This window comes from Escherichia albertii, assembly GCF_028622335.1.
In the GTDB taxonomy this organism is placed as follows: Bacteria; Pseudomonadota; Gammaproteobacteria; order Enterobacterales; family Enterobacteriaceae; genus Escherichia; species Escherichia albertii.
In genome coordinates this window covers 4,165,468-4,180,893 of record NZ_CP117568.1, presented here as the reverse complement: position 1 = coordinate 4,180,893, position 15,426 = coordinate 4,165,468, and the positions used below count along the sequence as shown (strand labels likewise).

General features: G+C 50.8%; 13 protein-coding genes. 4 read left to right on the top strand and 9 right to left on the bottom strand.

The window, feature by feature from the left end:
* Nucleotides 1–44 precede the first annotated feature (44 nt).
* Together PS053_RS20150 and queC are read left to right on the top strand one after the other, a co-directional pair.
* A complete protein-coding gene (locus PS053_RS20150) occupies nucleotides 45–1,745 on the top strand; it encodes an SgrR family transcriptional regulator (RefSeq protein WP_059224573.1) in 1,701 nt (566 codons plus the stop codon).
* Nucleotides 1,746–1,809: 64 nt separating this feature from the next.
* Nucleotides 1,810–2,505, top strand: coding sequence for a 7-cyano-7-deazaguanine synthase QueC (queC, locus tag PS053_RS20145; RefSeq protein ID WP_000817248.1), 696 nt, complete (start codon nucleotides 1,810–1,812; stop codon nucleotides 2,503–2,505).
* Nucleotides 2,506–2,611: 106 nt separating this feature from the next.
* On the opposite strand, the gene fadM is transcribed toward queC, so the two are convergent.
* From fadM to bolA, 9 genes are all read right to left on the bottom strand, one after another.
* Nucleotides 2,612–3,010, bottom strand: a complete 399-nt coding sequence (gene fadM, locus PS053_RS20140) for a long-chain acyl-CoA thioesterase FadM (protein ID WP_001194530.1) — start codon at nucleotides 3,008–3,010, stop codon at nucleotides 2,612–2,614.
* A gap of 105 nt (nucleotides 3,011–3,115) precedes the next feature.
* Nucleotides 3,116–3,490, bottom strand: coding sequence for a helix-hairpin-helix domain-containing protein (locus tag PS053_RS20135; protein ID WP_059224571.1), 375 nt, complete (start codon nucleotides 3,488–3,490; stop codon nucleotides 3,116–3,118).
* Nucleotides 3,491–3,640: 150 nt separating this feature from the next.
* Nucleotides 3,641–5,512, bottom strand: coding sequence for a peptidylprolyl isomerase (ppiD, locus tag PS053_RS20130; protein WP_059224569.1), 1,872 nt, complete (start codon nucleotides 5,510–5,512; stop codon nucleotides 3,641–3,643).
* 191 nt (nucleotides 5,513–5,703) lie between these two features.
* The gene (gene hupB / locus PS053_RS20125; RefSeq protein WP_254892905.1) at nucleotides 5,704–5,994 is read right to left on the bottom strand and encodes a nucleoid-associated protein HU-beta; all 291 of its coding nucleotides are present in this window, start codon (nucleotides 5,992–5,994) and stop codon (nucleotides 5,704–5,706) included.
* Nucleotides 5,995–6,184: 190 nt separating this feature from the next.
* On the bottom strand, nucleotides 6,185–8,539 hold the full coding sequence (gene lon, locus PS053_RS20120; RefSeq protein ID WP_002430252.1) for an endopeptidase La: 2,355 nt from the start codon (nucleotides 8,537–8,539) through the stop codon (nucleotides 6,185–6,187).
* A gap of 187 nt (nucleotides 8,540–8,726) precedes the next feature.
* Nucleotides 8,727–10,001 (bottom strand): ATP-dependent protease ATP-binding subunit ClpX, encoded by a 1,275-nt coding sequence (gene clpX, locus PS053_RS20115; protein ID WP_000130308.1) that lies wholly within the window; start codon nucleotides 9,999–10,001, stop codon nucleotides 8,727–8,729.
* A 126-nt stretch (nucleotides 10,002–10,127) separates the two neighbouring features.
* Nucleotides 10,128–10,751, bottom strand: coding sequence for an ATP-dependent Clp endopeptidase proteolytic subunit ClpP (clpP, locus tag PS053_RS20110; RefSeq protein ID WP_256879050.1), 624 nt, complete (start codon nucleotides 10,749–10,751; stop codon nucleotides 10,128–10,130).
* 245 nt (nucleotides 10,752–10,996) lie between these two features.
* On the bottom strand, nucleotides 10,997–12,295 hold the full coding sequence (gene tig / locus PS053_RS20105) for a trigger factor (RefSeq protein WP_001198396.1): 1,299 nt from the start codon (nucleotides 12,293–12,295) through the stop codon (nucleotides 10,997–10,999).
* A 342-nt stretch (nucleotides 12,296–12,637) separates the two neighbouring features.
* Nucleotides 12,638–12,955, bottom strand: a complete 318-nt coding sequence (bolA, locus tag PS053_RS20100; RefSeq protein WP_000973459.1) for a transcriptional regulator BolA — start codon at nucleotides 12,953–12,955, stop codon at nucleotides 12,638–12,640.
* A 304-nt stretch (nucleotides 12,956–13,259) separates the two neighbouring features.
* Here bolA and PS053_RS20095 point away from each other — a divergent pair, with 304 nt between their 5' ends.
* Nucleotides 13,260–13,838 (top strand): lipoprotein, encoded by a 579-nt coding sequence (locus PS053_RS20095; RefSeq protein ID WP_256879051.1) that lies wholly within the window; start codon nucleotides 13,260–13,262, stop codon nucleotides 13,836–13,838.
* 43 nt (nucleotides 13,839–13,881) lie between these two features.
* Nucleotides 13,882–15,357, top strand: a complete 1,476-nt coding sequence (ampG, locus tag PS053_RS20090; RefSeq protein ID WP_024165010.1) for a muropeptide MFS transporter AmpG — start codon at nucleotides 13,882–13,884, stop codon at nucleotides 15,355–15,357.
* The last annotated feature ends 69 nt before the right edge of the window (nucleotides 15,358–15,426 follow it).

Here is a 15,426-nt window from a genome sequence, read left to right as displayed (position 1 = left end):
CGGAAGTAATAGTGAATAGTTAAATAATATTGTTCCGGGTTTATATGCGATTGCTTAACCGTCTTAACCAGTATCAGCGTCTGTGGCAACCTTCTGCCGGAAGGCCGCAATCCGTGACAGTCAGCGAACTGGCTGAGCGCTGTTTTTGCAGCGAACGTCATGTGCGTACATTATTACGCCAGGCGCAGGACGCGGGATGGCTGGAATGGCAGGCACAGTCAGGACGCGGAAAACGCGGGCAACTGCGTTTTCTGGTGACACCGGAATCCCTGCGCAACACGATGATAGAACAGGCGCTGGAAACCGGAAAACAGCAAGATGTGCTGGAGCTGGCACAACTGGCCCCTGGCGAACTGCGCACGTTGTTACAACCGTTTATGGGCGGGCAATGGCAAAACGATACGCCAACTCTGCGTATTCCCTATTATCGCCCACTCGAACCATTGCAACCGGGATTTTTACCCGGTCGTGCCGAGCAACATCTTGCTGGACAAATTTTTTCCGGCCTGACCCGTTTCGATAACAATACGCAACGCCCTGTTGGCGACTTAGCGCATCACTGGGAAGCATCTGCTGACGGACTACGTTGGGATTTTTATCTTCGCTCAACACTACACTGGCATAACGGCGATGCGGTAAAAGCCTCGCAACTGCACCAGCGATTGTCGATGCTGCTACAACAGCCTGCGTTGGATAAATTATTTATCAGTGTGCGACATATAGAAGTTACCCATCCACAGTGCCTGACTTTCTTTTTACATCGTCCCGATTACTGGCTGGCGCACCGGCTGGCAAGCTATTGCAGCCATCTGGCGCATCCACAATTCCCGCAAGTCGGAACCGGTCCTTTCCGCTTAACACAATTCACTCCAGAACTGGTGCGACTGGAAAGCCATGATTATTACCATTTACGTCATCCGCTGCTAAAAGCGGTTGAGTACTGGATAACCCCTCCGCTTTTTGAAAAAGATTTGGGTACCAGTTGTCGGCATCCGGTACAAATCACCATCGGCAAACCTGAAGATTTACCGATGGTCAGCCCGGTCAGTAGCGGTATTAGTTTGGGGTTTTGCTATTTAACATTACGTAAAAGCGCCAGACTTACTCTCTGGCAGGCGCGAAAAGTGATCGCCATCATTCATCAATCCGGTCTATTACAAACATTAGAAGTCGGAGAAAATCTGATCACCGCCAGTCATGCATTGCTGCCAGGCTGGACTATTCCACAGTGGGAAGTGCCAGTAGAAGTCAAACTCCCAGAAACATTGACACTGGTTTATCACCTGCCAGTGGAACTTCATGCCATGGCGGAACAGTTACGAGCAACACTGGCGGCAGAAGGTTGTGAACTAAAAATCATTTTTCATAACGCGAAAAGCTGGGACGATGCCGCTTCACTGACACAGGCAGATTTGATGATGGGCGACAGGCTGATTGGCGAGGCACCAGAATATACCCTTGAACAATGGCTGCGTTGTGATCCTCTGTGGCCGCATGTTTTCACTGCCAGCGCATATACGCATCTGCAATCGACGCTGGATGCCGTGCAAATTATGCCTGATGAGGAAAATCGGCATAACGCCCTGAAAACGGTGTTTAACCAGCTAATGGACGACGCCACGCTGACGCCGCTGTTTAACTATCATTACCGTATCAGCGCGCCGCCCGGTGTGAACGGTGTCCGTCTGACACCACGTGGCTGGTTTGAATTTACCGAAGCCTGGCTTCCCGCGCCGTCGCAATGAAGCGCTGGTCGGGGTTACCCGCAAGCGTTACCATAACGCTTTTATTGATTTAGCAGGATGATTTATGAAACGTGCTGTCGTTGTGTTCAGTGGAGGCCAGGATTCCACCACATGTCTGGTGCAGGCATTACAGCAATACGATGAAGTCCATTGCGTGACGTTTGATTACGGTCAGCGCCATCGCGCAGAGATAGACGTCGCTCGCGAGCTGGCGCTGAAACTGGGCGCGCGCGCGCATAAAGTGCTGGATGTGACGCTGCTTAACCAACTGGCTGTCAGCAGCCTGACGCGTGACAGTATTCCGGTGCCCGATTATGAACCTGACGCCGATGGCATTCCTAATACCTTTGTGCCGGGGCGCAATATTTTATTCCTGACTCTGGCAGCAATTTATGCGTATCAGGTGAAGGCGGAAGCTGTGATTACCGGTGTCTGCGAAACAGACTTCTCCGGCTACCCGGATTGCCGCGATGAATTCGTGAAAGCGTTGAACCACGCCGTCAGTCTGGGTATGGCGAAAGATATTCGTTTTGAAACGCCGCTGATGTGGATTGATAAAGCAGAAACCTGGGCGCTGGCGGATTATTACGGCAAGCTGGATTTAGTGCGTAGCGAAACCCTGACCTGCTACAACGGCATAAAAGGCGACGGTTGCGGCCATTGTGCAGCGTGTAACTTACGCGCCAACGGGTTGAATCATTATCTGGCCGATAAACCGGCGGTGATGGCGGCGATGAAACAGAAGACCGGATTGAAGTAATTATCTCGAGTGTCGCCGGATACGGCGCGAATACCTTATTCGGCCTACGATTTTGCTTGTAAGCCGGATAAGCCGCCACAGCACTGCATCCGGCGCCATAGTCCCTTTAGTTCACCATCTGTTCCAGCTTTTCGCGCAATTCCCCTTCCAGAGCTAAAGCTTTCTGCGTTTTGAGATCGATACAGACAAAGGTGATAAGCGCGTCTGCCACCACCTGCCCCTCCGGTTCAAGGGTAATGACCTGATTTAAAATGCCGCTTTTACCATTTAATTGCTGCAACTGACTGGTGATAGTTAACAGGTCGCTTAATACCGCCGGGCGGCGATAGTTAATATTGATATTGACCACCACAAAAGCGATGTTATGAGCAGTCATCCACTGAAAGCTGTCGCTGTTTTCCAGCCCATCCCAGCGGGCTTCTTCGAGAAACTCCAGATAGCGAGCGTTATTGACGTGTTGATAGACATCGAGATGATATCCACGAACTTTGATTTGTGTTTGCATAGCGCAATAGCCTTACGTTGTTGTTATAAGAACTGTGATAAGTACAGAGGTCATAACTGGTATGACCTCTTCAGTCTGGCAAAAAATTGCCACTATGCAAATTAATTACAGGGTTAATATTGCCAGGTTACGTTCCACCAGCGAATTGCCCATTCCCGGAACCTGTTTTAAATCCTCCACCGTTTTAAACGGACCGTACTCTTCCCGATAACTGACGATCGCCTGCGCCTTCTTCAGACCAACGCCATTCATAGCACGGGCTAACTCTTCTGCCGTGGCGTTGTTAATACTGACCCTGGTACCTTCTTCATCGCTGGCTTTCGCAGGAGCCAGCGCTTTGTTTTGGGCCGTAGCAGGCGCATCTGCTTTGGTTTCTACCGCCGAACTTTTCACCGCAGGAGCTGCCGCCAGTGCACTATGAGACATTCCGGCACAGGCCAGGGAAAGGGTAATGAGCAGAGCTTTGATTCCGTGTTTCATACTGTTTTCTCCTTGTTTGTTAACAGTGGAATCACCTTAACGGGAGTGAAAACAGGAAACAAATGGCAATGTTCAGAAATGGAAAAGGCCGCGAAAGCGACCTTTTCTTGTTACAGTTGCAACGCATTTTTTTGCGAGGCGTCTTCAGGATTATTGCTGTTCCAGCGCATCGCCAATTTTGATTTTCGCCTCTTTGCGCAGGTTACTCATCAGCGCTTCAAAGACGATTTGTGCGTTGTTCTGGGTGATCCCCTGCACCATCGCTTTTTTCTGCTCTTCCGGCATTGAGCCTTGTTTCACTTCATCCAGCGCCAGAAGAACGACATTGCCTTGCATATCGGTCGCCATACCATAGCTCGGTTTGTCCTGAGTTGGCAGAGGCAGAGCAAACGCCGCCTGGCTAATCGGGTCCTGACCAGAACGGTTTAAGGTTTTCGGCTCGCCAAATTTCAGAGCTGCCGCCTGCATAGCTTCCGCACCTTTGCCTGCTTTCAGCTCAACCAGCAGTTTTTCAGCATCCAGTTTCGCCTGCTGTTCCGCTTTATTGTGCTGAACCATCGCCTTAACCTGTTCCTGAACATCTGCCAACGGTTTAACCGTTTCCGGTTTGTGTTCGCTGATACGCAGGACGAACGCGCGATCGCCGTCTACAGTGATGATGTCAGAGTTGATACCCGGAGCGCCGTTTTCACCAACCAGACCACCGTTGAAGATCGCGTCCGCAACGGGTTTAAAGTTTAACTCTTCCGGCAGATTATCCTTGCTAAACCAACCCGTTTGCGTCGCTTTCACGCCCGCCGCCTGTTCTGCGCCAGCCAGAGATTCGGTGTCATTGCTCGCCGCATCGCTGACTTTCTGTTGCAGCGCATAGTAAGCATCCAGGGCTTTTTCGTGTTTCACTTTTGCCGCGATGTCATCACGCACTTCGTCTAATGACTTCACTTTCGCTGGCTGAACGTCATCCAGACGCACAATCAAGAAACCCACCGAGGATTTGATAACGCCAGAAAGTTGTCCTTTTTCTTTCAGGCCAGCATTTTTCAGCTCGTCCGGGACAGTGGCATCTTCTAACCACCCCATATCGCCGCCATTACGGGCAGAGATAATATCGGCTGATTTCTCTTTCGCCAGGGCAGCAAAATCACCACCTTTATTCAGCTCAGCAAGTACAGCTTTCGCTTCATCTTCAGTTTTAGTCTGGATGATGCTGTAGCGCATACGCTGTGGCTGAGTGAACTGATCCTGATGTTGATCATAGTAGCTCTGGATATCCGCATCGCTAACCGGTTGCTGCATCGTCGCAGCGTCCAGCTTGATATAGCTCACGCGGAATTGTTCCGGCGTCATGAAATTGTTTTTGTTTTGCTCGTAGTAGCTGGCGATTTCCTGTTCGGTCACTGCCTGCTTAGCCGCCAGCGCGTTAACATCAATAGTTGCTTCACGCACTACGCGTTGTTGAGCGACCAGCGCTGCCAGTTCATCGGTTTCACCTTTCAGCATAAAGTCGGTGCCGGCAACGCCGTTAATCAGCTGTTGAGTTGTCAGCTGATTGCGTAATGCTTGCGCGTATTGATCGGCGCTCATCCCCATTTGGTTGAGGATGCTGTTATAGCGGCTGTTATCGAATTTGCCGTCAACCTGGAAAGCTGGGGTTGCGAAAATAGCCTGTTTAACCTGCTCATCGCTGATACCCAGTTTCAGTTCGTGGGCGTACTGATCCAGCAGCGCCTCGTCGATCAGACGATTCAGCACCTGCTGACGCAACGTTTTCATGTAACCTTCGTTCGCCGCCAGTTCAGAGTATCGGTCGCCCAGTTGTTGCTGCATGCGATTACGCTCGCTATTAAAAGCGTTCTCGAACTGACCACGGCTGATTTCCTGGTCATTCACTTTTGCGGCGTAGTTATTGCCTCCGCCAATCAGGTAACCACTCACGCCGGTCAAAATAAACGACACGATAATGATACCGAAAATAATCTTGAGCACGAGACTGTTTGCAGCCGTGCGTAAGCTGTCCATCATGGTGTAACAACACTCCGCTGTAGGTGACTGTATACCTCACGCAGCGTATCGCTGCGCGCAAAGGCCTATTGTGACAAGAAACGGGGGCAATTGTCAGCCCACAACACGCAGAAAGTCACGGAATACAAATAAAAAAGGCACATCAGTAGATGCGCCCTTGAACTTCGTCACATCCCCTCAGGGGACAACGCTTAGTTTACCGCGTCTTTCAGTGCCTTGCCTGCACGGAAGCTCGGTACTTTAGCGGCAGCAATGGTGATCTCTTTACCGGTCTGCGGGTTGCGGCCAGTACGGGCAGCACGCTCTTTAACGGCAAAAGTACCAAAACCTACCAGCGCTACATCATCCCCTTCTTTCAGAGATTCCGTTACGGAAGCAATAATAGCGTCTAACGCACGGCCAGCCGCAGCTTTAGAGATATCAGCTCCTGCAGCAATCTTGTCGATCAATTGAGATTTATTCACTCTTCTCTTCCTCTTTATAATTTATATCGCACTTGAATCCTTCAAGATACGAACGCGCAGCAGTTATATCAGGCCCGCCATCCCCTTACAACACCCCTTACTAAGGGCAAGCCTAATCCGCCCTCTAAGTTAACGAGACAAAAAAAGGCTGGCAAGTCCGAATTGGCCTGCCAGCCCTGTTTTTATTAGTGCATTTTGCGCGAGGTCACTATTTTGCGGTTACAACCTGCATACCAGAGGGTTCATTTTGCAGCGCAAGAGTCAGAACTTCCTCAATACGCTTCACCGGATGAATATCCAGATCGGCAATGACATTCTCCGGGATCTCTTCCAGATCGCGTTTGTTTTCGAACGGAATTAAGACTGTTTTAATTCCGCCGCGATGCGCTGCCAGCAGTTTTTCTTTCAAACCGCCGATAGGCAACACCTGACCACGCAGAGTGATCTCCCCTGTCATCGCCACATCGGCGCGAACCGGGTTGCCCGTCAGGCAAGAAACCAGTGCGGTGCACATCGCGATACCAGCACTCGGACCATCTTTTGGCGTCGCACCTTCCGGCACATGCACGTGGATATCGCGTTTTTCGTAAAAATCAGGGTTAATACCCAGTTTTTCTGCACGCGCGCGAACCACAGTTAACGCCGCCTGAATGGACTCCTGCATAACTTCACCCAATGAACCGGTATAGGTCAGTTTGCCTTTACCTGGGACACATGCAGTTTCAATGGTCAGCAAGTCGCCACCCACTTCTGTCCACGCCAGCCCCGTAACCTGACCAACGCGGTTTTCGTTATCCGCGCGACCATAGTCGAAACGCTGTACGCCAAGATAGTCGTGCAGATTATCGCCGTTAATTTCGATATGTTTTAGTGACTTATCGAGCAGTAACTGCTTAACCGCTTTACGACACAGTTTGGAGATTTCACGCTCCAGACCACGCACGCCAGCCTCACGCGTGTAGTAACGGATAATGCCGATAATGGCGCTATCGTCGACGGTCAGCTCACCTTTTTTCAGTGCATTACGCTCAATCTGCTTCGGCAGCAGGTGACGTTTAGCGATGTTCAGTTTTTCATCTTCGGTATAACCAGAAAGGCGAATCACTTCCATACGATCCAGCAGCGGCGCCGGAATGTTCATGGAGTTCGACGTCGCCACAAACATCACATCGCTAAGGTCGTAATCCACTTCCAGATAGTGGTCGCTGAACGCCACGTTCTGTTCTGGATCCAGCACTTCAAGCAGTGCGGAAGCCGGATCGCCACGCATATCCGAAGACATTTTGTCGATCTCATCCAGCAGGAACAGCGGGTTTTTCACGCCCACTTTCGCCATTTTCTGGATTAGTTTACCCGGCATAGAACCGATGTAAGTACGACGGTGACCACGAATTTCCGCTTCATCGCGCACACCGCCCAACGCCATACGGACATATTTACGTCCGGTCGCTTTCGCAATGGACTGCCCCAGAGACGTTTTACCTACCCCCGGCGGCCCAACCAGACAGAGAATCGGCCCCTTGATTTTGTTGACACGGCTTTGAACCGCGAGATATTCAAGGATGCGATCTTTCACGCGCTCCAGACCATAATGGTCGGTATCAAGGATTTCTTGCGCCTGACGCAGGTCTTTTTTGACCTTGCTACGCGCATTCCACGGCACCTGAACCATCCAGTCGATATAACCGCGCACCACGGTCGCTTCTGCCGACATCGGAGACATCATTTTCAGCTTCTGCAGCTCTGCTTCCGCTTTCTCTTTCGCCTCTTTCGGCATTTTCGCCGCGTCGATTTTGCGCTTCAGGGCTTCGTTTTCGTCCGGCGCGTCGTCCATTTCGCCGAGTTCTTTCTGAATCGCTTTCATTTGCTCATTCAGATAGTACTCACGCTGGGATTTCTCCATCTGCTTTTTAACGCGGTTGCGAATGCGTTTCTCAACCTGCAGCAGATCGATTTCCGATTCCATCATCGCCATCAGATATTCCAGACGCTCATTCACGTCGGACATCTCAAGAACGGACTGCTTGTCAGCCAGTTTCAGCGGCATATGCGCGGCAATGGTATCCGCCAGGCGCGCCGGGTCGTCGATGCTGTTCAGCGACGTCAGCACTTCGGGTGGAATTTTTTTGTTCAGCTTGATGTAGCCTTCGAACTGGCTGATTGCGGTACGCACCAGCACTTCCTGTTCCCGCTCATCAATGGTCGGTGACTCCAGATACTCCGCCTTCGCAGAAAAATGTTCGCCATTATCAGAGAGCGCAGAAATACGCGCGCGCTGTAACCCCTCGACCAGCACTTTGACGGTGCCGTCAGGCAGTTTCAGCATCTGCAATATAGAGGCCACGGTCCCGACGGTGAAAAGATCGTTTACACCCGGCTCATCCGTTGAGGCTTCTTTCTGCGCGACCAGCATAATTTTCTTATCATGGTCCATCGCCGCTTCCAGACAACGGATAGATTTTTCCCGTCCGACAAATAAGGGGATGACCATGTGCGGATAAACCACCACATCGCGCAGCGGCAATACGGGGATTTCAATGCGTTCAGAACGCTCAGGATTCATAGAGCTCTCTCTTAGTTTAATGTCCGCCAGGTAATCAGATGACACGACTGTGCTTCACGCCATCTATTAACATGTACGTCAGTATATGGGGATGTTTCCCCCACATTCAACGCTGAGAATAGAGGAAAAATGAAAGGGGGGATAAAATCCCCCCTTTTTAGTTAACTAATTGTATGAATATGGTTAATTATTCACCAGAAGCCTGCTGTGCTTCCGGCTTGCCATAAATCAGCAACGGTTTGCTCTGGCCTTCAATCACTGATTCATCGATTACCACTTTTTCGACATCTTCCATGGACGGCAGATCGTACATGGTATCGAGTAGCGCCGCTTCAACGATGGAACGCAGACCACGAGCACCGGTTTTACGCGCCATCGCTTTCCTGGCGATAGCATCCAGCGCCTCGTCACGGAACTCCAGCTCCACGCCTTCGAGATTAAACAGCGCCTGATATTGCTTGGTCAGGGCGTTTTTCGGCTCTTTAAGGATCTGAATCAGGGCTTCTTCGCTCAGTTCATTCAACGTTGCTACAACTGGCAGACGACCGATGAACTCAGGGATCAAACCAAACTTGATCAAATCTTCCGGTTCAACCTGCGCCAGCAGCTCGCCTTCGCTTGCTTTATCAGACTTCGCTTTTACCGTCGCGCCAAAACCAATGCCGGAGCCGGTTTCTACACGATGGGAAATCACTTTATCCAGACCAGCAAACGCGCCGCCGCAGATAAACAGGATCTTAGAGGTATCAACCTGCAAGAACTCCTGCTGCGGATGTTTACGCCCACCTTGCGGTGGAACGGCGGCAACCGTGCCTTCGATCAGTTTCAACAGTGCCTGCTGTACGCCTTCACCGGAAACGTCACGGGTAATAGACGGGTTGTCTGACTTACGAGAAATTTTGTCGATTTCATCGATGTAGACAATCCCGCGCTGCGCTTTCTGTACGTCGTAATCGCACTTCTGCAACAGCTTCTGAATAATGTTTTCAACATCTTCGCCCACATAACCGGCTTCGGTCAGGGTAGTCGCGTCGGCCATGGTGAACGGGACGTCCAGCAGGCGCGCCAGCGTTTCGGCCAGCAGCGTTTTACCGGAGCCGGTCGGGCCAATCAGCAGAATGTTACTTTTGCCCAACTCGACGCCATTGCTGGTATCGCCGTTGCGCAGACGTTTGTAGTGGTTGTATACCGCGACCGCCAGCACTTTTTTCGCCTGTTCCTGCCCGATAACGTAATCGTCCAGGTGGTTGCGAATTTCATGTGGCGTCGGCAGCGCACTGCGTTCACGATGCGGTGCTACTTCTTTAATCTCTTCGCGAATGATGTCGTTACATAAATCGACACATTCGTCGCAGATATACACGGATGGTCCGGCAATCAGCTTGCGCACTTCATGCTGGCTTTTGCCGCAAAAAGAGCAATACAGCAATTTGCCTGAGCCATCTTTGCGTTTATCTGTCATGGGTCAAAACCTCTTCTTTGTTCTTTGTGCCGCACACGACGACGCAAATGCCATTCTCAGGCGCAAGCCGCTTACAGCGTTGTGCCCGCTCTGGGTAAGTATAGCGGTACAGTTGCGCCTCTGGCATCAATTACGATGGGTCAGAATCGAATCGACCAGACCGTATTCCACCGCTTCAGGTGCGGACAGGAAGCGATCGCGCTCGGTGTCTCGTTCAATCTGTTCTAATGATTGACCCGTATGGAGCGCCATAAGTTCATTCATACGCCCTTTAACTTTCAGAATTTCACGGGCATGAATTTCGATATCGGTCGCCTGACCCTGATAGCCTCCCAACGGCTGGTGGATCATCACGCGCGAATTCGGCAGGCAGAAACGTTTACCTTTTGCCCCGGCTGTCAGCAGGAATGCGCCCATTGAGGCCGCCTGGCCCATACAGATGGTGCTGACATCAGGCTTGATAAACTGCATGGTGTCATAGATAGACATCCCGGCAGTGATTACCCCGCCAGGGGAGTTAATGTACAGATAGATATCTTTTTCCGGGTTTTCCGCTTCCAGGAACAGCATCTGCGCCACAATCAGGTTTGCCATGTGATCTTCAACCTGGCCGGTCAGAAAAATGACGCGTTCCTTAAGTAGACGAGAATAGATATCAAAAGAGCGCTCGCCGCGTGAGGTCTGTTCAATGACCATCGGCACCAGCGCCATATGGGGTGCTAAGTTATATCGTTCGCCGCTGTATGACATTTCCGTCTCCTGGATAAAATTGAAAAAACCTGCTGTACCGATTGTAACCTTATGGACGGATTATCAGCTAGTCCCTGTGTTATGGGTACGGCATCACCATATTTCAAGCATAACAATCTTTTGTTGTAACGCTAACACCGAAACGCGGTTTTCGCACGGTCCCATGCAATATTCATGACAAAAAAAAGCCCACCACCTGGCGGTGACGGGCCTTTGTGCGAATTTAGCGCTTTACGCTGCGTAAATTACGCCTGCTGGTTCATCAGCTCGTTGAAAGTGGTTTCTTTTTCAGTCACTTTCGCTTTCGCCAGAATCGCTTCAACAGCCTGTTCTTCCAGAGCGACGTTACGCATATTGTCCATCAGCTCTTTATTTTTGCTGTAGAACTCAATAACTTCTTTCGGATCTTCATACGCAGAAGCCATCTCTTCGATCAGGCCTTTCACACGCTCTTCGTCAGCTTTCAGCTCGTTGGTGCGGATAACTTCGCCCAGCAGCAGGCCAACTACAACACGACGTTTAGCCTGTTCTTCAAACAGTTCACGCGGCAGTTCCAGAGCTTGTTTCTCGTTGCCGCCGAAACGCTGTGCAGCCTGACGACGCAGAACGTCGATTTCGCTGTCGATCAGCGCAGCCGGAACGTCGATGTCGTTAGCTTTTACCAGACCTTCAATCGCCTGGGACTTAACGCGATTGCGAATTGCGCTCTTCAGCTCGCGTTCCATGTTTTTACGCACTTCAGCACGCAAACCTTCTACGGAACCATCTTCAACGCCGAAACGTTTGATGAATTCAGCAGTCAGCTCCGGCAGTTCACGCTCTTCAACTTTCTTCAGGTTGATAGCAAATTTCGCTGCCTTACCTTTCAGGTTTTCTGCGTGGTACTCTTCCGGGAAGGTCACATCGATAGTGAACTCTTCGCCAGCTTTGTGGCCCTTGATACCGTCTTCAAAGCCCGGGATCATGCGGCCCTGCCCCATCGCCAGTACGAAGTCAGTCGCTTTACCGCCTTCGAACTCTTCACCGTCTACAGAACCGGTGAAATCGATGGTAACGCGGTCTTCTGCGTCAGCAGCGCCGTCTTTTTCTTTCCAGGTAGCCTGCTGTTTACGCAGAGTATCCAGCATGCCGTCAACGTCAGCGTCGGTCACTTCAACGATCGGTTTTTCAACTTCGATCGCTTCCAGACCCTGCAGTTCAACTTCCGGATAGACTTCAAATTCTACAGAGTAGGTGAAGTCTTCACCCGGCTTGTATTCGCCCGGAACATAGGTCGGTGCGCCAGCCGGATTGATTTTTTCTTTAATGATGGCGTCAATGAAGTTACGGCTCATCAGGTCGCCCAGAACGTCCTGGCGTACAGACGCGCCATAACGCTGAGCAACGATATTCATTGGCACTTTGCCTTTGCGGAAGCCGTCAATACGTACTTTTTTCGCAACGTTGACCAGCTCGCTTTTAACAGCGGTCTCGATGCTGTCAGCAGCGATAGTAATCGTTACACGGCGGCCAAGGCCTTGAGTGGTTTCAACTGAAACTTGCATCTTGTTACCTCAAAAAATCACAGTGCTCGGTCAACTCTTACCCCGCAAGCACAGGTTGTTGGCTTCGCGGAACCGGGATGTTCTTATAATCAATCACATTCCCTGTTACCAGAATCATCCCGAAACATTCAAATAAGACGCGGCATTATAGCGGCATCACTTATATGAGTCGAGAACGGTTATTGCGCGCTGCCGCGTATTTTTTCACAATTCCCGGGCAATTTTCATCTGAATGCCAGGCAAAAAGCACAAAATCCAGACAAAACAAAACGGCCCGCAGGCCGTTTTTCATAAAATCTCTAGCAACATACTGGAAAAGCGCTGACTGTTGCAAATGCGTTTTTAGGCGATGCTTCCAGCTCCACGACAGGGAGGAGAGGCAAAGATCGTATCCTGCAGCCCCTCCCACTCCTTAATGGTATAAGTATGCAAAGCCAGCGCATGAACGGTAGTAGAGAGTTCTTCCGCTAACGTACTGTAAATCATTCGATGACGATTAAGAAAACGTTCACCCGTAAAACGATCGCTGACCAGCACAACTTTAAAATGGCTTTCAGAGCCGGCCGGGACATTGTGACGATAGCTTTCATCCACAACTTCGAGGAATACGGGTTGGAACGCCGTCCTTAATTTTTCTTCTATCCGCTCACGTATCATCATGAAATATCTCCTCCGACAACGCTGAGATGTCACCCATCCCTTTAAATACTAGCCGCTTTTACCGTTTCCATTACAGCTTAACAACAAATATTTAGCGTTCACCCCGTTTTTTCCGTCAAGCGTATGAAGTTTACTGGTTTAAAGATCGATTCACGGGCTTCGCGTCGGTGTTTCTTTTGCTCAAGGCGATTATTTCGTCAACATGATGAATTTACATGCCTCACCCACTTCCCCTCGTCGTTGGCAATGTTATGATGGCGGGAATTTTTACCAAACACGCTTACAAGTCTCTGAGAGCCAGAACATGTTTAAACAAATCCTCTTCCCGTTAGTTGCCCTGTTTATGCTTGCGGGGTGCGCAACGCCGCCAACGACTATCGATGTCTCCCCGACAATGACGCTGCCACAACAAGATCCAAGTTTGATGGGCGTCACCGTGAGCATTAACGGCGCTGATCAGCGTGCCGATCAGGCGCTGGCGAAAGTCACCCGCAACAACCAGATTGTTACCCTGACCGCTTCCCGCGATCTGCGTTTCCTGCTGCAAGAAGTGCTGGAAAAACAAATGACCGCACGTGGTTATATGGTCGGCCCAAATGGTCCGGTTAATCTGCAAATCATCGTTAACCAACTGTACGCAGACGTTTCCCAGGGCAATGTGCGTTACAACATTGCTACCAAAGCGGATATTGCCATCATCGCCACTGCGCAAAATGGCAACAAGATGACCAAAAACTATCGTGCCAGCTACAACGTTGAAGGCGCTTTCCAGGCCTCCAACAAAAACATTGCCGATGCGGTTAACAGTGTGCTGACCGACACCATCGCTGATATGTCTCAGGACACCAGCATTCACGAATTCATCAAGCAGAACGCACGTTAATTTCTGCCTTCTGGCCCGGCGTAAACCGGGCCTGTAGATGCCCATGTCCAGTCAATATTTACGTATTTTCCAACAGCCGCGTTCAGCCATTTTGCTGATCCTGGGTTTTGCTTCCGGGCTCCCCCTCGCCCTGACATCCGGCACGTTACAAGCGTGGATGACGGTCGAGAATATCGATCTTAAAACTATTGGTTTCTTCTCTCTGGTGGGCCAGGCTTACGTATTTAAATTCCTCTGGTCGCCGTTAATGGATCGCTATACCCCACCATTTCTCGGTCGGCGACGCGGTTGGCTGCTCGCTACGCAAACGCTGTTATTACTGGCGATTGCGGCAATGGGGTTTCTTGAACCGGGTACGCAACTACGCTGGATGGCTGCGCTGGCGGTGGTTATCGCTTTTTGCTCCGCTTCTCAGGATATCGTCTTTGATGCCTGGAAAACGGATGTACTTCCAGCGGAAGAACGCGGCGCAGGAGCGGCAATCAGCGTACTGGGTTACCGTCTGGGGATGCTGGTTTCTGGCGGTCTGGCTTTATGGCTGGCGGATAAATGGCTGGGCTGGCAAGGCATGTACTGGTTGATGGCGGCCCTGTTGATCCCTTGTATTATCGCGACATTGCTTGCACCGGAACCAACCGACACCATTCCCGTACCGAAAACACTGGAGCAAGCCGTTGTTGCGCCTCTGCGTGATTTCTTTGGTCGCAATAACGCCTGGTTGATTCTGCTTTTAATCGTACTGTACAAACTGGGTGATGCTTTCGCCATGAGTCTGACAACCACCTTTTTAATTCGCGGCGTCGGGTTTGATGCTGGTGAAGTGGGTGTGGTTAACAAAACGCTCGGTTTACTGGCGACCATTGTTGGTGCTTTGTACGGCGGTATTTTGATGCAGCGCCTTTCGCTGTTCCGTGCGCTACTGATTTTCGGTATTTTACAGGGCGCGTCCAACGCTGGTTACTGGCTGCTTTCCATCACTGATAAGCATCTCTACAGTATGGGCGCGGCCGTCTTTTTCGAAAACCTGTGCGGCGGGATGGGAACATCGGCGTTTGTGGCCCTGTTAATGACTCTGTGTAATAAGTCATTTTCCGCTACTCAGTTCGCCCTGCTCTCAGCACTCTCTGCCGTAGGTCGGGTTTATGTAGGCCCCGTGGCAGGCTGGTTTGTTGAAGCTCACGGCTGGTCGACGTTCTATCTGTTCTCTGTCGCAGCCGCCGTCCCCGGACTTATTTTACTGCTGGTTTGCCGCCAGACGCTGGAATATACGCGGCTCAACAACGACTTTATCCCGCGTACCGAATATCCGTCAGGTTATGCCTTTGCCACGTGGACTCTGGCGGCGGGCGTCTGCCTGCTGGCTGTGTGGTTACTGCTGTTGACGATGGACGCGCTGGATTTGACCCATTTCTCGTTCCTGCCAGCCTTGTTGGAAGCCGGTGTTTTAGTCGCTCTTGGCGGCGTAGTGCTTGGCGGTTTACTGGACTATCTGGCGCTACGTAAAACACACCTGACGTAACCTGTGAATATTATTTAGCTGTAGTAATCACTCCGTGTAATTATTACGGCTAAATAAACATCAGCATCA